Annotated in this window: 15 protein-coding genes; 9 read left to right on the top strand and 6 right to left on the bottom strand. The window is 72.6% G+C overall.

The window, feature by feature from the left end; all coding sequences use genetic code 11:
• Positions 1-118: 118 nt before the first annotated feature.
• Positions 119-1102 (bottom strand): GlxA family transcriptional regulator, encoded by a 984-nt coding sequence (locus tag G127AT_RS03195; RefSeq protein WP_210899709.1) that lies wholly within the window; start codon positions 1100-1102, stop codon positions 119-121.
• Positions 1103-1199: 97 nt separating this feature from the next.
• On the opposite strand from G127AT_RS03195, the gene G127AT_RS03190 reads away from it, so the two are divergent.
• The 5 genes from G127AT_RS03190 to G127AT_RS03170 all read left to right on the top strand — a co-directional run bounded on the left by G127AT_RS03190 (position 1200) and on the right by G127AT_RS03170 (position 7602).
• Positions 1200-1337 (top strand): hypothetical protein, encoded by a 138-nt coding sequence (locus G127AT_RS03190; RefSeq protein ID WP_210899706.1) that lies wholly within the window; start codon positions 1200-1202, stop codon positions 1335-1337.
• Positions 1338-1455: 118 nt separating this feature from the next.
• Positions 1456-2430 carry a UDP-glucose 4-epimerase GalE gene (gene galE, locus G127AT_RS03185; RefSeq protein ID WP_210899703.1) on the top strand — a complete coding sequence of 325 codons (975 nt, stop codon included), beginning with the start codon at positions 1456-1458 and terminating at the stop codon, positions 2428-2430.
• Between the two features lie 236 nt (positions 2431-2666).
• On the top strand, positions 2667-2984 hold the full coding sequence (locus G127AT_RS03180) for a WhiB family transcriptional regulator (protein WP_210899700.1): 318 nt from the start codon (positions 2667-2669) through the stop codon (positions 2982-2984).
• A 123-nt stretch (positions 2985-3107) separates the two neighbouring features.
• On the top strand, positions 3108-6152 hold the full coding sequence (locus tag G127AT_RS03175) for a glycosyltransferase (RefSeq protein WP_210899697.1): 3045 nt from the start codon (positions 3108-3110) through the stop codon (positions 6150-6152).
• Positions 6145-7602: a DUF5719 family protein gene (locus tag G127AT_RS03170; protein ID WP_210899694.1), complete on the top strand. Its 1458-nt coding sequence runs from the start codon at positions 6145-6147 to the stop codon at positions 7600-7602. Before G127AT_RS03175 ends, G127AT_RS03170 begins: the two co-directional genes overlap by 8 nt.
• Before the next feature lie 62 nt (positions 7603-7664).
• Here G127AT_RS03170 and G127AT_RS03165 read toward each other — a convergent pair whose 3' ends face one another.
• A complete protein-coding gene (locus G127AT_RS03165) occupies positions 7665-8108 on the bottom strand; it encodes a hypothetical protein (protein WP_210899691.1) in 444 nt (147 codons plus the stop codon).
• On the opposite strand from G127AT_RS03165, the gene G127AT_RS03160 reads away from it, so the two are divergent.
• Positions 8107-8373 (top strand): DUF3499 family protein, encoded by a 267-nt coding sequence (locus tag G127AT_RS03160; RefSeq protein ID WP_210899688.1) that lies wholly within the window; start codon positions 8107-8109, stop codon positions 8371-8373. The two genes, G127AT_RS03165 and G127AT_RS03160, sit on opposite strands and share 2 nt — an antisense overlap.
• Positions 8370-9803: a phosphomannomutase/phosphoglucomutase gene (locus G127AT_RS03155; RefSeq protein ID WP_210899684.1), complete on the top strand. Its 1434-nt coding sequence runs from the start codon at positions 8370-8372 to the stop codon at positions 9801-9803. The genes G127AT_RS03160 and G127AT_RS03155 overlap by 4 nt, the downstream gene beginning before the upstream one ends.
• Positions 9804-9846: 43 nt before the next feature.
• Here the strand turns inward: G127AT_RS03155 and G127AT_RS03150 are convergent, their stop codons facing one another.
• Entirely contained in the window at positions 9847-11757 is a 1911-nt protein-coding gene (locus G127AT_RS03150) for a glycosyltransferase family 2 protein (protein ID WP_210899681.1), read from the bottom strand.
• Between the two features lie 105 nt (positions 11758-11862).
• Between G127AT_RS03150 and ahcY the strand changes: the two genes are divergently transcribed.
• Positions 11863-13341: an adenosylhomocysteinase gene (ahcY, locus tag G127AT_RS03145; protein WP_210899678.1), complete on the top strand. Its 1479-nt coding sequence runs from the start codon at positions 11863-11865 to the stop codon at positions 13339-13341.
• Positions 13342-13384: 43 nt separating this feature from the next.
• Here the strand turns inward: ahcY and G127AT_RS03140 are convergent, their stop codons facing one another.
• On the bottom strand, positions 13385-14224 hold the full coding sequence (locus G127AT_RS03140) for an RDD family protein (protein WP_210899675.1): 840 nt from the start codon (positions 14222-14224) through the stop codon (positions 13385-13387).
• A gap of 17 nt (positions 14225-14241) precedes the next feature.
• On the opposite strand from G127AT_RS03140, the gene G127AT_RS03135 reads away from it, so the two are divergent.
• Entirely contained in the window at positions 14242-15237 is a 996-nt protein-coding gene (locus tag G127AT_RS03135; RefSeq protein ID WP_210899672.1) for a stage II sporulation protein M, read from the top strand.
• A 575-nt stretch (positions 15238-15812) separates the two neighbouring features.
• Here the strand turns inward: G127AT_RS03135 and G127AT_RS03130 are convergent.
• Together G127AT_RS03130 and G127AT_RS03125 are read right to left on the bottom strand one after the other, a co-directional pair.
• Positions 15813-16325 carry a hypothetical protein gene (locus tag G127AT_RS03130; protein ID WP_210899669.1) on the bottom strand — a complete coding sequence of 171 codons (513 nt, stop codon included), beginning with the start codon at positions 16323-16325 and terminating at the stop codon, positions 15813-15815.
• Positions 16326-16497: 172 nt separating this feature from the next.
• On the bottom strand, positions 16498-17823 hold the full coding sequence (locus G127AT_RS03125) for a DUF58 domain-containing protein (protein WP_210899666.1): 1326 nt from the start codon (positions 17821-17823) through the stop codon (positions 16498-16500).

Here is a 17823-nt window from a genome sequence, read left to right as displayed (position 1 = left end):
CGGATCCTGTGCGATTTTATCCTCGAAGAGCACAGTCTTGCGCCCTGGCCGGGGGTCGGACGGAGAGCCCCGACCAGGGGGTGAAGTGGAATCGCCCGCGCGAGCTCCGCGCCTTCGGCTACGACGCGACGGCGACCACCTCGGCCGGCAGCGGCGCGATGGCGCCGAAGGTGCGCCGGTAGGCCGTCGGGGTCGTCTGCAGCACCTTCACGAAGTGGTGGCGCATGACGGCGCCGGTGCCGAATCCGGTCTCGCGGGCGATCTCCTCGAGCCCGAGGTCGGTCTCTTCGAGCAGCTGCTGGGCGCGCAGGAGGCGCTGGCGGTTCAGCCAGGCGCCGGGGGTGGTGCCGGTTTCGGCGCGGAAGCGGCGGGCGAAGGTCCGCGGCGACATGAGGGCCTTGCGGGCGAGCAGGTCGACGCTGAGCTCGCGGTCGAGGTTCTCGAGCATCCACTCGGTGATCTCGACGAGCGAGTCGCTTCGGCATTCGACGACGGGGGTGCGGATGAACTGCGACTGGCCGCCGTCGCGCTGCGGGGGCACGACCATGCGGCGGGCGACGATGTTGGCCTGTGCGGCGCCGAGTTCGGTGCGGACGATGTGCAGGGCGGCATCGATGCCGGCGGCGGTGCCGGCGCCGGTGACGATGGTGCCGTCGTGGACGAAGAGCACCTCGGGGTCGACGTCGATGCGGGGGTATTCGCGGGCGAGCTGCTCCGAGTACATCCAGTGCGTGGTCGCGCGGCGGCCGTCGAGCACGCCGGCCTGTGCAAGGGTGAAGGCGCCCGAGCACACCGAGAGCACCCAGGCGCCGCGGTCGACGGCGCGGCGGATGACCTCGAGCACGCGTTCGTCGGCGTCGGGGCCGACGGGGGATGCCGGGATCGCGATGAGATCCGCCGTCTCGGCGGCTTCGAGGCCCTCTTCGATCGTGATGCTGAAGCCGAGCTTCGTCTGGATGGGGCCGGGTTCGGCGGCGACGATGTGGAAGTCGAAGACGGGCCCGCCCTGCTCGGAACGGTCGATGCCGAACACCTCGCAGATGACGCCGAATTCGAAGGGGGCCAGCTGCGGCATGGCGACGCAGACGATCTTCTCGAGCATGGATCCGGGCTCCTCGCGACGGTGTTGGCAGGAATAGGCGGTTCATTGGCCATGCTGCCACTGTTGGCAGCATTCGGCAATACGTAGCGTTACTGCCATGTTGATCCTCATCCTGCTCGGCGTCATCGCGGTGTGGGCGGCCGCGGCATCCATCGCCCGTCTCGGCACCGACGGTCTCGGCCACGACGGCTTCGCAGAGCGCAACCGCCCGGCCGGCCCCGACCGCATCCGCTGAGTCGCCCGTCGAGGTGCTCGGCGCCGAAGCCCATACGCCGACGCCACGCGCCGACCGGGCACAGCCCCGCTCGGTACCATTCCCTCGGGCGCCGCACGGCGCACGGAGAGGTGTGGACATGAGCTGGCTGGTCACCGGAGGCGCCGGATACATCGGCGCGCACGTCGCGCGGGCGTTCATCGAACAGGGCATCGACACCGTCGTCGTCGACGACCTGTCGACCGGGCGCAAGGCCTTCGTCCACCCCGAGGCCCGCTTCGTGCAGGCGACCATCCTCGACGGCGAACGCCTCGTCGAGGCCATGCGCCAGTTCGACGTCACCGGCGTCGTGCACCTGGCCGGCTTCAAATACGCCGGCGTCTCGGTCGAGCGGCCGCTGCTGACCTACCAGCAGAATGTGACGGGCACCGTGAGCCTGCTCGGCGCGATGGAGGGCGCCGGCGTGCACCATATGGTCTTCTCCTCGAGCGCGGCGGTCTACGGCACCCCCGACGTCGACCTCGTCACCGAAGACACCCCCAAGCACCCCGAATCGCCCTACGGCGAATCCAAGCTCATCGGCGAATGGCTCATCGCCGACCAGGGCCGCGCGCACGGGCTGGCGCACACGAGCCTGCGCTACTTCAACGTCGTCGGGTCCGGAACCCCCGATATCCACGACGTGAGCCCGCACAACCTCTTCCCGCTCGTCTTCGACGCTCTGCTCGGGGGGCGCACGCCGCGCATCAACGGCGACGACTACCCGACGCCCGACGGCACCTGCGTGCGCGATTACATCCACGTCGCCGACCTCGCCGACGCCCACGTCGTCGCCGCGCGCCGGCTCGAGGCGGGGGACCGGCTCGAGCCCGTGTACAACCTCGGCTCGGGCGACGGCGTCTCGGTCGGCGAGATCATGTCGGCGATCGCCGACGGCACGGGCATCGCCTTCACCCCCGAGATCGCGCCGCGCCGGGCCGGGGATCCCGCCCGCATCGTCGCCTCCGGGGAGCTCGCCGCCCGCGACCTCGACTGGCGCATGCGGCACGGCCTGGGGGACATGGTGGCGAGCGCATGGGCGGCGCGGAAGGCGGCGGCCCCCGCTGCAGAATGAATGCCGCAGTCGGCATACGTCCGCGTCCCCGAGTGGATGCCGGGCCGCGCCCATCCACCCCCGCACCGGGGCCACGATAACGACTCCGATACGCCACCGGCGTGTCGCCCTGGCCTACGAGTCTCGACCGGGTGTCCAGGGTTTACGATTTGCGGCTTGACTCTCGGGAACTACACCGGTGTAATTATTCATGACACGCCCTCAGGGCGGGTCGGTACAACTGGGTGGGAGACGATATGGCTAATCCTGAGTATCGTTCTGGCGTACCGGACGACTGGTTCATCGACCCCGTTCGCATCGGGGTCCCGGGGGTTCGGCAGGCGGACGAAGAAAATCCACTGGCGTGGCAATCCGACGCCTTGTGCGCGCAGACCGATCCCGAGGCGTTCTTCCCTGAAAAGGGCGGATCGACGCGGGATGCGAAGAAGATCTGCACCGGGTGCGAGGTGCGTTCGCAGTGCCTCGAGTACGCCCTCGCGAACGACGAGCGCTTCGGCATCTGGGGCGGGCTGTCGGAGCGGGAGCGGCGCAAGCTCCGCAAACGCGCTGTGTGACGATCGGCCCCGGGGCGCCATCGGCGTTCCGGGGCCGGCCCGCACGGCGCGAGGGCGGCGATGTTCTCACCACGCCCGCGCGGATCACGGGCCAGGGCGGCGGCCGACCATAGGCTGAGCCCGATGCCCAGAGTCACCGCCATCCTCGTCGTCCATCACGGCGGGAACCGCCTCGCGCGAACCCTCGACGCGATCGAAGCAGGCCGGCGCCGCCCCGACGACCTCGTCGCGGTGCTCGTCGAACCGGACGAAGCCGAAACGGAGGCCGTCAGGGCATCCGCTGCGGGCACGATCGTCGCGAGCCGCGAACCGATCGCATTCGGCGCCGCCGTGGCCACAGGCATCCGGGGCCTCGACCGGCCCTTCGAAGCCGGCGAACTGCTCTGGCTCCTGAGCCACGACGCCGCACCCGAGCCCGGTGCGCTCGAAGCGCTCCTCGCCGAGCTCGAGACCTCCCCCTCGGTCGTGCTCGCCGGGCCGAAGCTCGTCGACTGGGAGCACGGCGAACGGATCGCCAGCCTCGGCCGCACCGTCACCCGCTTCGGCCGCACCGTCGAACTCGTCGACGGCGAACTCGACCAGAGCCAGCACGACCACCGCACCGACGTGCTCGCGGTCGCCCCGGCGGGCCTCCTCGTCGACGCCGCGCTCTGGCAGGAGCTCGGCGGCCTCGACCCCGCGCTGCCCGTCGTCGACGACGCCCTCGACCTCTCCGTCCGCGCCCGCCTCGCCGGCTACCGCGTGGCCGTGGCGCCCGCCGCCCGCGTCGCCTTCGCCGGCGACGGCGTCGCCGACCCCGGCACCGGCGGGAAGGCTCGGGATGTGCGCCGCCGCGACCGGCAACGCCGCCGGGCGGCCCTGCACCGCCGCCTCGCCTGGGCCCCCGCATGGGCGGTCGCCGTGCACTGGATCTCCCTGCTGCCGATCGCGGTCGGGCGCTCGGTGTGGCGGCTCCTCGCGAAGACCCCCGGGTCCATCCCCGGCGAATTCGCCGCCGCAGTCTCGGTCATGGCCTCGCCCGTCGCCGTCTCGCAGTCGCGCCGCAGGATCCGCCGCACGAAACGCGCAGGGTGGAAGGCGCTCGCGCCGCTCCGCGCCGACGGGCGCGAGATGGCCGTCAGGCGCCAGGCCGAACGCGAAGCGACCCGGGAGAAGGCCCGCGGCAGCCGCCCCGACATCGACTTCCTGCACAGCGGCGGCGGATGGACCCTGCTCGTGACCGGCGTCATCGCCGTCGCCCTCTTCCTCTGGATGTTCGGCAAGTCGGGCATCGTCGGCGGCGGGCTGATGCCGCTCAGCTCCTCGCTGGCCGAACTCTGGAGCAACGCCGCATACGGCACGCGCGCCGTCGGCACCGGCTCGGTCGGGGCCGCCGATCCGTTCGCCGGGCTCCTTGCGGTCTTCGGCTCGATCACCTTCTGGGCGCCGTCGTTCTCGCTGCTGCTCGTGTGGATGCTCGCCGTGCCCGTCGCCGCCCTCGGCGCCTGGCTCGCGGCCGCCCGACTCACCGAACGCGGCGGCATCCGCGCCGCCGCCGGCATCGTCTGGGCGATCGCCCCGCCCTTCCTCACCGCCCTCGGCGAAGGCCGCCCGGGCGCGGTGCTCGCGCACGTCCTGCTCCCGTGGCTCGTGTTCGCGGCTGCCGGGGCCGCGCGGTCCTGGACCGCGACGGCCACCGCGTCGCTCCTCTTCGCCGGCGTCGCGGCGTCGGCGCCCGTGCTGCTGCCGGCCATGCTCGTCGCGTGGGTCGCGGCCCTCTGCCTTTCGGGGCGCGGGGCCGTCCGCCTCGCCTGGCTGCCGCTGCCGGCGCTCGTGCTGTTCGCCCCGCTCGCCGTCGAACAGTTCCGCCGCGGAACCCTGCTCGCGCTCTTCGCCGACCCCGGCCCCGCGGTTCCGCACGGGGAGTCGACGATCTGGCAGCTGGCGGCCGGCTTCCCCGCGGGCGGATGGGGCGGCTGGACGGCGACCCTCGAACTCTCGCCGTTCTCGGCGATCCCGCCATCGGTGCTCGTCGCGATCCTGCTCGCGCCCTTCGCCCTCCTGGCCTTCTCGGCGGTGACCGCTCCCCGCATGCGGGCCGGCGTCTTCGCCCTCGCCGTGGCCCTGCTCGGCTTCGCGACCGCCGTCGCGGCGACCCGCCTGCAGGTGGCGACGACCGGATCCGAGGCGGTCGCCGTGTGGAGCGGCTCGGGCCTCAGCCTCGGATGGCTCGGGCTCGTGATCGCGATGGTCGTCAGCCTGCGACGCTTGCGCCGCACCCGGGTGCTGGCGGCGACCGTCGCGGCCGGGCTCGTCGTGATCGCCTCGCTGCCGCTCGCCGTCGGCCTCGCGGTCGACCGCGGGCAGCTGCGCCCGGCGGCCGTGCGCACGCTGCCCGCCTTCGTGACGGCGGAGGCCGATTCCGACCCCGGCGTCGTGACGCTGCGCATGACTCCTCAGGCCGACGGCGGCATACGTGCCCAGCTCGAACGCGGCACCGGGTCGACCCTCGACGACCAGTCGACGCTCGTGCAGACCGCCCCCGCGCCGAGCGACCGCGACGCCGGCCTCGCCGTCATCGCCGGCAACCTCGCCTCGCGCAGCGGCTTCGACGCCGAACGGGCCGCCGAGGACTTCGGGGTCCGCTTCATCCTCCTCACGATCCCGCGCGCCGATGAGGGCATCACCCGCGAGGTCGTGCAGACGGCCGAGCGGGCGCGAGCCGCGCTCGACGCGAACCCCGCGCTCGTGCCCGTCGGCGACACCGACTTCGGGCAGTTGTGGCGGTTCGCGGATGCCCCGGGCGGCGGATCCGCCGACCCGGCCGCCCCCGCCGGCACGGTGGCGCTCATCACGATCGCGCAGCTGCTCGTCGTCGGCATCGCCCTGCTGCTGTCGATCCCGACCGGAACCCCCGCCGACCCCGTCGAACGGAAGCCGCGCCGCCGCCGCGGGGGAGGAGCGGCACCGTCCGGGCCGCCCGACACGTCAGCCGAGGCCGATCCGGGCGCATCCGCCGACGCCGAGCCGTCCGCCGATCCCGATGCGGCAGACGGATCCGCCGGCTCGCACGCGTCCGCCGACGCCGAGCCCGACGCATCCGCCGGGAGCGGACCGGACGCCTCGGCGGACGACGGGCCCCCGTCGTCCGCGCCCGCAGACGAGCCTCGAGGAGGCAGCCGTGGCTGACCGCCGTCGCCTCGCCCACTACGGCCGGCGTGCCCTGGCCTTCGCCGGAGCCCTCGCACTGGGGGCCGCCGGCATCGCCGCTGCCGCGCTCGTGCCCTGGCCCGAAGCGCGCACCGAGCCGCCGTCGAGCGTCGTGCAGCCCGAGGCGAGCGGGCAGTCGCGGGTCTGCCCGGGCCCGCTCCTCGCGATCGCCGAGAACGCCGAGGACGCTTCGTCGCTGACGTCCTTCAGCCGGCCCGAACGCCGTGCCGCATCCGCCGCCGACATGTTCGCGACGGACCCCGAGACCGAGCAGCCCGCCGAGACTCCGCTCGCCGCCCCGCAGAACGCCGATGCCGGCCGCGACGGCACGCCGGTACGCCTCGACGCCGAGGCGGGTACCGCGCCGGGCGGGCTCGCCGGTGCGCAGTCGCAGCGTGCCGAGACCGAGACGCAGACCGGGTTCGCCGCGGCGGCGTGCGGCGAATCCCGCGACGACGTCTGGCTCGTCGCCGGCGCCACCGATGTCGGCCGTACGAGCCTCGTCCTCCTCGCGAACGCGAGCGAGGTGGATGCGACCGTCGACCTCGAGGTCTACGGATCCCAGGGTCGCATCGAGGCACCGGCCGCGACCGGGCTCGTGATCCCCGCCGGCACGCAGCGCGTCGTCTCGCTCGCCGGCCTCGCCCCGGACGAGCGGATGCCCGTCGTCCACGTCGTGAGCGACGGCGGCGGGGTCCTCGCGAGCATCCAGCACTCCGTCATCCGCGGCCTCGCTCCGGGCGGGGTCGAGCTCGCCGGAGCGACGGCGGCCCCCTCGACGGATCAGCTCATCCCCGGCTTCGTCGTCGGCACCGACGGCGGCGTCGACCCGCTCGACGACCACGCCGACCATGCCGAAGGCGACGACCACCCGATCGTGCGGGTCTTCGCACCCGACGGCGACGGCGACGCGGAGGTCTCGGTGAGCATCATCCCCGAGGGCGGGGGCCGCGGTTCCACGATCGACATGACCCTCGAGGCGGGGCAGGCCGGCGACCTCGCGCTCGGCGTGCTCGACGCGGGCGCCTATACGATCCGCGTGCAGGCCGACCGCCCGGTGGTCGCAGCGGCTCGCGCGAGCATCGTGAGCGGCGACGAACGCGACTTCGCCTGGTACGCGGCGGCAGCGCCCCTGCTCGATGAGCAGCTCGCCGTCGTCCCGCCCGGGCCCTCGCCGGTGCTGCACCTCGCGAACGGGGGCGGCGAGGAGGCCGAGGCGGTGGTCGTGGCCGGCGGCCGCGAGCGGACCGTCACGATCCCGGCCGGGCAGGCCGCGACGGTGTCGGTGGATGCCGGTGCGGCGCTCCTCCTCGGCGAGGTGCGCGGCCTCTACGCCTCGATCTCCTACCGCGGTGACGGGCAGCTGTCCTCGTTCGCGATCCAGCCGCCGAGCCCGGAGGACTCGCCGCTGCGCGTCTACACGCGCTGAGCGCGACGCCCTCCGGTGCACGACCCGCGCGCCGACGCCGGGCATCCACCCGTGGGAACCGTTCAGAAGCCGCGGTAGCGCCCCGGCGCGAGATCCCATGGATCCCTCCCGAGGAGGTCGGCGACGGCGCGGAACACGCAGCTCTCCACGACGAAGCGCTCGTCGATCTCCTCGCCCTCCTCCTTGCGCAGGAAGCGGATGATCGGCAGCCGGTAGAAGACGATGCGCCGCTCGTCGTGCGAGACGTGCCAGCGGTCGATGTGGTCGCCGTGCACCGCCTCCGCCGGCGCCTGGGCGACCTCGAAGACCACCCCGTCGAGCTCGGGAATCAGGTCGCGCAGCAGATTCGCCGCAGCCGCGACGGCCAGATCGAACTCGTCGTAGCGCGTACGCAGCGGCGGAAGGTACGGCCCGGTCACCGAGGAACGCAGCCCGCGACCGTGGCGGCCGCGCACCCGCCGCCGCGGGGAGGCCGGAATCGAAGCGACACGGCGAGGACGGGGCATGTCGATCATCCTAAACGGCGCCGCCGTCGATAGTCTGGGACGCGCCATGATCAGAGCCTGCTCTCGCACCGCGTGTTCCGTGGAAGCGGTCGCCACGCTGACATTCGTCTACGCGGATTCCATGGCCGTGCTCGGGCCGCTCGCGCTGCGCCCCGAGCCACACTCCTACGATCTGTGCGCCAAGCACGCCGAACGCACCTCGCCGCCGAAGGGATGGCAGCTCGTCCGCCACTCCCTCTACGGTGAGGTAGGTTTCACTGCATGAACTCAGCCCCCTCGGGCGCTTCGGCGCGCCTCCACGAGATCGTCAAGGCCTACGACGTGCGCGGGCTCGTCGGCTCGCAACTGACCGAGGAGATCGTCGAGGCGCTCGCGGCGGCCTTCGTCGACGAGATCGGCGCGGCAGGCGGCGAGGTCGTCGTCGGGCACGACATGCGCGACTCCTCGCCCGCCTTCGCCCGGGCCTTCTCCCGCGGGGCGACGCGGCGCGGAGCCGACGTCGCGCTCATCGGGCTCTGCTCGACCGACGAGAGCTACTACGCATCCGGGGCCCTCGGTGAACCGGCCGCGATGTTCACCGCCAGCCACAACCCGGCCGCCTACAACGGCATCAAGTTCTCGCGCGCCGGCGCCCGCGGCATCTCGCTCGACACCGGACTGTCGGCGATCCGCGACCTCGCCGCCGGCTACCTCGAAGACGGCATCCCGGATGCCCCGACCGCCGGGATCGTGCGCGAGCTCGACGTGCTCGCCGACTACGCCGCCTACCTCCGCTCGCTCGTCGACCTCTCCGGCATCCGCCCCGTGAAGATCGTCGTCGACGCCGGCAACGGCATGGGCGGGCTGACCGTACCGGCCGTGCTCGGCACCGCCGCCGGGCTGCCCGAGCTGCCGATCGAGATCGTCCCGCTCTACTTCGAGCTCGACGGCACCTTCCCGAACCACGAGGCGAACCCGCTCGACCCGGCCAACCTCGTCGACCTGCAGCGCGCCGTCGTCGAGCACGGCGCCGACCTCGGGCTCGCCTTCGACGGCGACGCCGACCGCTGCTTCGTCGTCGACGAGCGCGGCGAGGCCGTGAACCCCTCGGCCGTCGCCGCGATCGTGGCCCTCCGCGAGATCGAGCGGGTGCGCGAGGCGGGCGAGACCGGCGAGATCGACGTCATCCACAACCTCATCACCTCGCGGGCCGTGCCCGAGACGATCGAGGGCGCCGGCGCCGTGCCCGTGCGCACGCGCGTCGGGCACTCGCTCATCAAGGACCGCATGAACGAGACGAACGCGATCTTCGGCGGCGAGCACTCCGCGCACTACTACTTCCGCGACTTCTGGGGCGCCGACAACGGGATGCTCGCCGCGATGCACGTGCTCGCCGAGTTCGGCGTGCAGGATGCCCCGCTCTCCGAGCTCGGCACGCGCTTCACCCCGTACGCCATGTCGGGCGAGATCAACTCGACCGTCGAGGACGTGCCGGTCGCGTACGCGCGCATCGTCGAGGCCTTCTCGGGTCGCGGCGAGTTCGACGAGCTCGACGGCCTCACCGTGGACGGCATCACCGCGGGCGACGAGCCGTTCTGGTGGTTCAACGTGCGCCCCTCGAACACCGAGCCGCTGCTGCGCCTGAACGTCGAGGGCGAGGACCGGGCGACGATGGAGCGCATCCGCGACGAGGTGCTCGCACTCATCCGCGCCTGACGGTCCGCGCCCGACGGGCGCCGGCGCGGCGATCCGCGCCGTCTCACGCCACGGGCTGGATGCGCCCGCGCGCGACCTGCAGGCCGAGTTCGACCGTCTCCTCGCGGCCGGGAGCCGTCTCGGACGAGAGCCTGAGCCGGTAGGTTCCGCGGCGGAGCCGGGGGAGTCTCGCGACGAGTCGCCCGCCGCGGGCATCCCCGACGATCTCCGCCGTGCCATGGATGCCCGGGCGCGCCGCCCCGTCGGCGGCAGGCCGGCCGCGGCGCCCGCCGGCATCCGCTCGCACCGCCTCGACCTCGCCGGCCAGACGCGTCTCCTCGCCGCCGGCCGCGAGCCCGCGCAGCGGAACCTCGAGGCGGATGCCGCCGGCGACGCGTTCGGCGCGGGCGCCGGCGAGATCGGGGCGCGAGACCGCGAACAGGCGATGCTCCGCGCCGCCGACGTCGAGGGCGAGACGCCCCCACCGGTTCGCGAAGGCGACGACGAGTCGGCCGGAGACCAAAGCCGGCAGCGCCGGCCCCCGGTAGGCGATGCCCCGGTGGTTCACGAGCGACAGCAGCGACACGCTCGAGTTCACCGTCCACATCCCGTCGTGGAGGCGCCGCCCGAACACCCCGCGATCGACGTCGAGCTCGCACCGCTCGCGCACCGTCATGGTCACCGTGCCCGCGGCATCCACCGCCTGCTGCGGCCGCATCGTGGTCGGCAGCAGCCACACCGAGGAATCGGACTCATCGCGGATGCCGATATGCGCGCTCGTGGCCGGCAGCTCGTCGGTGACGTCGATGAGCTCCGCGGGGAGCGCGGCACCGAGGCGCTCGGGCAGATCGCGTACGACGCGGCCTTCGCCGGTGCGGCGGAGGAGCGGGCCGGCGACGCCGCCGCCCGGCCGGCTCCAGACGGCCGTCGCCGAAACGACCAGGCGGCCGCCCTCCCAGCGCAGATCGTCGAGCCCCGCCTCGCCGGCGACCCCGCGATCGACCTCGGCCAGTTCGCGCACGAGATCGAAGCGGCCGGCGCGGGCGAGATGCGTCTCGGCGCGCTGCGCCAGGGAGAGGCCGGCCTCGAGCTCCGGGGTGAGGAGGTCGTCGACGGCGGCGAGCAGGCGTGCCTCGGCATCGCGGAACTGGTCGCCGTCGAAGGTCGCGGAGCGGGCGAACCCGAGGATGCGACTGCGGTACTGCACGAGCAGCAGCCAGTCGCGCAGCTCCGGACGGTGGGCGAGGGCCTCGCGGATGTGTGCGATCAACGCCCAGAGCTCCGTCCAGTACTCCTCGCGGTCGCTCTCGTACCCGTCCGTGGAGGTGTTGGTGCCGTCGTGCACCCACCGGTAGAACGCCGTGTCGGCGAGGAGCGGCAGAACCCGCGCGTGCGCGTACACGTCGATGTTGAAGTGGATGTCCTCCCAGATGGGCCGGCCGCCGGCGCGGCCGCGCTCGGGGAAGCGGATGCCGTGCTCCTCGAGGAGGGCTCGCCGGTACATCTTGTGCGGATTCATCGGCATCACCGCCGGCGGATCGAGCGGGTCGAGCACGTTGTCGCGATTCTCCGTGTAGACGGTCAAAGCCCACCCCAGAAGTTTCGTGTGCGACTCCTTGCCGCTGACGACATCGGCCCCCGTCCGGGTCGCGAGCTCGTACGCGGCGCGCAGACCGTCCGTCGCCAACTCGTCGTCGTGGTCGAGGAAGACGACGTACTCGCCGCGGGCGACGTCGAGCGCCGTGTTGCGCGGGCGGCTCGGCCACCCCGAGGCTTCGATGCGCGAGGCGTGCACGTTCGGCCGTGTTGCGGCGATCCGCTCGATGCGCTCGAAGGTGTCGTCGGGGGAGCCGTCGTCGACCAGGAGCACCTCGAACTCCTCGGCGGGCATGCTCTGGCGCTCGAGCGAGGCGATCAGACGGTCGAGGCCGTCTCCCGAACGGTACGTCGGGACGATGACGCTGACTTTGAGCATGTGCGGGCCTCCCGAGCGGACCGTCCGGCCGGGCACCGGCGTCCGCTCTCGATTATGGCGGGAATCGGCCCGCCATCGGCGGCGGATGCTGCGAGAATGGACCCCATGACTCTGCCCGCGACATCCGCCCTGCCGTTCAAGGTCGCCGACCTCTCGCTCGCCGAAGCCGGGCGGCACCAGATCCGCCTCGCCGAGAACGAGATGCCGGGGCTCATGGCCCTGCGCGAGGAGTTCGGCGCCTCCCAGCCGCTCGCCGGGGCGCGCATCGCCGGCAGCCTGCACATGACGGTGCAGACGGCCGTGCTCATCGAGACCCTCGTCGCGCTCGGCGCCCGGGTGCGCTGGGCGAGCTGCAACATCTTCTCCACGCAGGACGAGGCGGCCGCCGCGATCGCCGTCGGGCCGACGGGCACGCCCGCGGCGCCGGCCGGTGCGCCCGTGTTCGCCTGGAAGGGCGAGACGCTCGAGGAGTACTGGTGGTGCGCCGAGCGCATCTTCGACTGGAGCGAGGAGGCCGCCCGCGAAGGCGCCGACTGGTCGGGCCCGAACATGATCCTCGACGACGGCGGGGATGCGACGCTGCTCGTGCACAAGGGCCGCGAGGCCGAGCTGGCCGGCGAGGTGCCGGCGGCGACGGATGCGGCGAACGCCGAGGAGCGCGTGATCCTCGACACCCTGCGCCGCTCGCTCGAGCTCGCCCCCGACCGCTGGACCCGCATCGCCGCCGAGCTCCGCGGCGTCACCGAGGAGACCACGACCGGCGTCCACCGCCTCTACGAGCTGCACGCCGATGGCGGCCTGCAGTTCCCCGCGATCAACGTCAACGACTCGGTCACGAAGTCGAAGTTCGACAACAAGTACGGCATCCGCCACTCCCTGCCCGACGGCCTGAACCGCGCCACCGACGTGCTGATCGGCGGCAAGGTCGTCTTCGTCGTCGGCTACGGCGACGTCGGAAAGGGCGCCGCCGAGGCCCTCCGCGGCCAGGGCGCGCGCGTCATCGTCAGCGAGGTCGACCCGATCTGCGCCCTGCAGGCCGCGATGGACGGCTTCCAGGTCGCGCGCCTCGAAGACGTCGTCGGCGAGGTCGACATCTTCGTCACCTGCACCGGCAACTACCACGTCATCACCCTCGACCACATCCTCGCGATGAAGCACCTCGCGATCGTCTCGAACGTCGGCCACTTCGACAACGAGATCGACATGGCCGCCCTCGAGGCGCTGCCCGGTGCCGAGCGCATCGAGATCAAACCGCAGGTGCACGAGTGGCGTCTGCCGAACGGGCGCAGCGTGCTCGTGCTCTCCGAGGGGCGCCTGATGAACCTCGGCAATGCGACCGGCCACCCCTCCTTCGTGATGAGCAACTCGTTCACGAACCAGGTGCTCGCCCAGATCGAGCTGTACACGCGGCCGGAGGCGTACCCGGTGGGTGTCTACGTGCTGCCGAAGCACCTCGACGAGAAGGTCGCCCGCCTGCACCTCGACGCCCTCGGCGTGGGGCTGACGACGCTGACGGCCGAGCAGGCCGCCTACATCGGCGTGCCGGTCGAGGGCCCGTACAAGGTGGACCACTACCGCTACTGAGTCGCGGCTCGGGGCCGGGCCGCCGGTGGATGCCGGCCGGCGCTCAGCGCCCGGGGAAGCCGTGCGGGTTCGCGGCGAGCACCGGCGCGATGCGCCGGCGGCGCTGCTCGGCCAGTTCGAGCGCACGTGCCTCGCGTTCCCGGCGCACCGCGACGACCGCCGACAGCAGCGGCTCGGCCGGCGCGTCGGGCAGCGGGGCGACGTAAGGGGCGACCTCGCGCACCAGGGCGTCGGCGTTCCGGGCCCGGGCATCGGGGGTGAGGTGCGGTCCGTGCTCGAAGAAGGCCGTGATGCGCCGGGCGACCGGGTCGGGCAGGCGCGCGACATCGGCCGTCCGTGCCCACGCGGCCAGCGGCGGCGGCACCTGTTGCGGCTCCGAGACCGGCTTCGGCACCCGTTCGAGCTGGGCGTGCGTGCCGGCCAGGAAGTCGCCGATCCGTTTCGCGCGGGGGTTCAGCAGCCCGACGAGCACCGCGAGGCCGCCGAACGTCAGGTACACCTCGAACACGCCGGTGAGCGCTCGGATGAGCGCGTGCCGCACGGTGATGCCGCCGCCGTCGTCGCGCACCACGCGAACGCCGAGGGCGAACTTCCCGGGGGAGCGTCCGCCCGTCGCGGCCTCGACCGCGGCCGGCACGACGACGAGCCAGAACACCGCGAGCACCGTGGCGATCGCCTGGCCGGCGGCCTGGTCGAGGCCGGTGCCGGCGATGCTCGCGAACAGCCAGAACGTGAGCAGCAGACCCGCGAAGATCGCGATCATATCGATGACGGCCCCGCCGGCGCGGATGACGAAGCCGGCCGAGCGCACGTCGAGGGCGACCGCCTCGCCGGTGAGCAGGCGGTCGTCGGGCTCGTCGAGAACACGCTCGGGGGTCGGCATGGCTAGTATTCAAGCAGATGGATCTCGACGCCCTCACCGAAGCCCGACGCGATGACTGGGACCGCCTCGGCGCGCTCGCGCGCCGCCGCCCGCTGGCCGGTCCGGAGGCCGACGAACTCATCGACCGCTACCAGCGCGGGGCCGCCGACCTCTCGCTCATCCAGTCGACCGCGGGGTCTACGGCGACCGGCGATCGCCTCTCGGTCGCCCTCTCCCGTGCCCGCCTCCGGTTCACCGGCGCCCCCGAGGAGCCCATGCGGGTCTTCGGCCGGTTCGTGGGCGTCTCGTTGCCGGCTGCGCTGTACCGGGTGCGCTGGCTCACGCTCGCCGTCGCGGTCGCCACGTTCGTCGTGGCCGCACTGTGGGCCGCGTGGGCGTCCGCCGACCCGCGCGTGCTGGCGAGCTTCGGCAGCAGCGCCGAGCTCGAGCAGCTCGCCGAGCACGGCTTCGTCGACTACTACTCCGAGAACCCGGCCGCGTCGTTCACGGGGCTCGTCTGGACGAACAACGCGTGGATCGCCGCCCAGTGCATCGCCTTCGGCATCACGGGGGTCTGGGTGCCTTACGTCATCATGCAGAACGCGCAGAACCTCGGCGTGACGGCCGCCGTCCTCTTCTCCCACGACCAGGCCGGTACCTATTTCCTCTACCTCTCGCCGCACGGCCCGCTCGAGCTGACCTGCGTGTTCGTGGCAGCCGCGGCGGGCCTCCGCATCTTCTGGGCGTGGGTCGCCCCGGGCCCCCGCCGGCGCAGCACGGCGCTCGCCGAAGAAGGGCGGGCGCTCATCACGATCGCCATCGGGCTCGTGTTCTGGCTGCTCGTCTCGGGCATCATCGAAGGCTTCGTGACCGCCGCGCCCTGGCCATGGCCGGTGAAGACCGGCATCGGCGTGCTGGCCCTTGCCGCATTCCTCGTCTACATGCTCGTGCCGGGCCGCCGTGCGGCACGGGCGGGGGAGACGGGCGACCTCGGCGGATTCGACGCCGGCGCCCGCGTGGCGACCGCGGGCTGAACGCCGGGCGGCATCCGCACCCCGGCACTTACAGACCGGGGTGCACACATACGTGATTGGGTCTTCCGCACCTTCCTCAGCTTTCGCGGGGTCGGCAATACCGCCAACTTCCTCTGATTCACCGAACACTTCGGCCGGGACGAAAACGACATCATCGATGCCGCCGGCAGCTGGGCATGCACCATCAGCTATCAGGTCGCCCCGGTCGAAGCCTTGCGCGGCCGCCGAAGATCGAAGAGCCGAGCGGATTCAGAAGACAATCACCGCACCGGACGGGTCAGCGATGACAAGAACCGACGGGCAGGTCGTGCGCCCCGAACGCGCCGCCGAACAAAGTGCGGTCAAGGCCGTCGCGTTTATCCTCCGCGTCTGCCGGCTCCTCCGTCGACGGGGACCTGGGACGCCCCGGCCTGCCGCCACAGGGATTGGCAGAGCCTGCAGGCCAGGATGACCCTCACCCCCGGCAGCGAAGCGAGCTCAGGAGCCGGGGAGGCCCTGGCTGACCTCCGGCGAAGGCCGAAGCTGAACGCGGGCTCTGCGGCCCGCTCGCGCGCTCATCCCCGACCGCATCGCACCTACAGGTAGGGACGCCAGGCGTCCAGTTCGCTCTCAAGCCTCGTGTAATGGAAGTTCAGCGACCCGAGGGCCTGATTGCATTCATCCGAATCCGCCGGCTCCGACGCCTCAGCGTCGCAGATCGTCTTCGCGTCGACGTCGACGATGTCCTGCAGCACGCTGGTGGTGCTGGACACGAGCGAGACCATCGAAGACGGCACCTCCAACTCACCGACATCTCGGATGACGATCTCGGCGGTCGTGCTCAGTGTCTGCTCTTGAAGCCAGCACGTCATTCCCGGAAGGCTGCCAGGCTCGAACACCCAGAGCATTCTGCATTCGCCAGCTCCGTCCATCGTTTCGCGCCAGTCCGATTCGTACTCCGCGAAGACCGAAGCCACCTGCTTCTCAGTGGCAACGATCGGTTCCGGCGACTGCGTCGGAACATCCACCGCAGTCGGTGCCGAACCGGATGCACAGCCGGTCAGGATCAGTATCGAACCGAGGGTGGAGGTGAGCAACAATCGTTTCATTGGGCGAGCGTAACAAGGCCGTGAGCGCAGAATTGTCGCCGGAATGCCCCAGTTCGAGGGGTCGCGAGCCCAAGTGATGAAGGCATCGGCCGAAGAAGCCTGTGCCCGGAAGGCGGGCGCATGACCATGTTCGAAGTCCGGCGGCATCCGCGCCCGCCGGCTGCGACCCCGCTCAGAGGCGCCCGGCCGCTTTCAGCGCGAGGTAGCGGTCGGCGAGGTCGGGCGGCAGTTCGGCCGGCGGCGCGACCACGACCTCGGCGCCCAGCCGGCGCACGGCGGCGGCGACCCGGGCGGTGTCGAGGCGGGCGCGCTCGGCGGCGGCCGCCCGGTAGACGGCGCCGAGGTCGTCGAGGTCGGCGACGCGATCGTCGAGCGCAGGGTTCGCGACCGAGGCGACGACGACGATGTGGTCCCTCGTGAGCTGCGGCAGCACGTCCAGCAGGCCCTGCGCGGCCGCCGGCGTCTCGATCGACGTCAGCAGCACGACGAGCGCGCGCCGGCTCGTGACCTGGCGCACCGCGCCCGGCACCGCGGCCCAGTCGGCCTCGATGAGTTCGGCGTCGATACCGGCCATGGTGTCGACGAGCCGGGCGAGCAGCTCGGGTCCGCTCGCCCCGTGCACCCGGCCGCGCAGGCGCCGATCCCAGGCGAGGAAGTCGACCCGGTCGCCGGCGTGGGAGGCGAGCGCAGACAGCAGCAACGTCGCCTCGAAGGCCGTGTCGAGGCGCGGCTCGTCGGCGATGCGGGCGGCCGCCGTGCGCGAGGTGTCGGCCACGATGACGATGCGGCGGTCGCGCTCGGGCCGCCAGGTGCGCACCATGAGCCGGCCGGCACCGGGCACTTCGGGATCGCTGCGGCGGGCGCTCGCACGCCAGTCGATCGAGCGCACGTCGTCGCCGCGCACGTACTCGCGGAGCGAGTCGAACTCGGTGCCCTGCCCGCGGATGAGCAGCGGCGTCCGCCCGTCGAGCTCGCGGAGGCGGGCCAGCCGCGATGGCAGGTGCACGCGCGAACGGAACGGGGGAAGCACCCGCAGCCGGGCCGGCGACGCCAGGGTCGCCTGCCGCGCCCAGAGCCGAAGGGGCCCGTACGAGCGGATCGTGACCTGTTCGCTCAGGCGGTCGCCGCGCCGAACGGGCACGAGCGTGAGCGACATCCGCCGCCGCCCGCCGGCCGGCACCGACAGGCGCGTGCGGTTGGATCCGACGACGCCGGCCGACGGCTCCCAGCCGTCGCGGACGACGGCCCGCAGCATCCGTCGCCCCAGGTTGGCGACGACGAGCTCCGCCCGGGCCGGCTCGCCGAGCCGCACCCGTTCGGGCAGCTTCCGTTCGAGCGCGAGCCGCCGCGGCGAGGCCGCGAGGGCGAGGTCGATGCCGCCGATGAGCGCCGTGAGCACGAGCCACAGCGCCAGCACCGGCCACGCCGCGTCGCCGGCGAGCACGAGCGGCACGACGCCTGCGGCGACGAGCGCGACGAACCATCCCGTGACGGCCAT

It is taken from the genome of Agromyces archimandritae (genome assembly GCF_018024495.1).
In the GTDB taxonomy this organism is placed as follows: domain Bacteria; phylum Actinomycetota; class Actinomycetes; order Actinomycetales; family Microbacteriaceae; genus Agromyces; species Agromyces archimandritae.
This window is presented reverse-complemented; position numbering and strand designations above follow the sequence as displayed.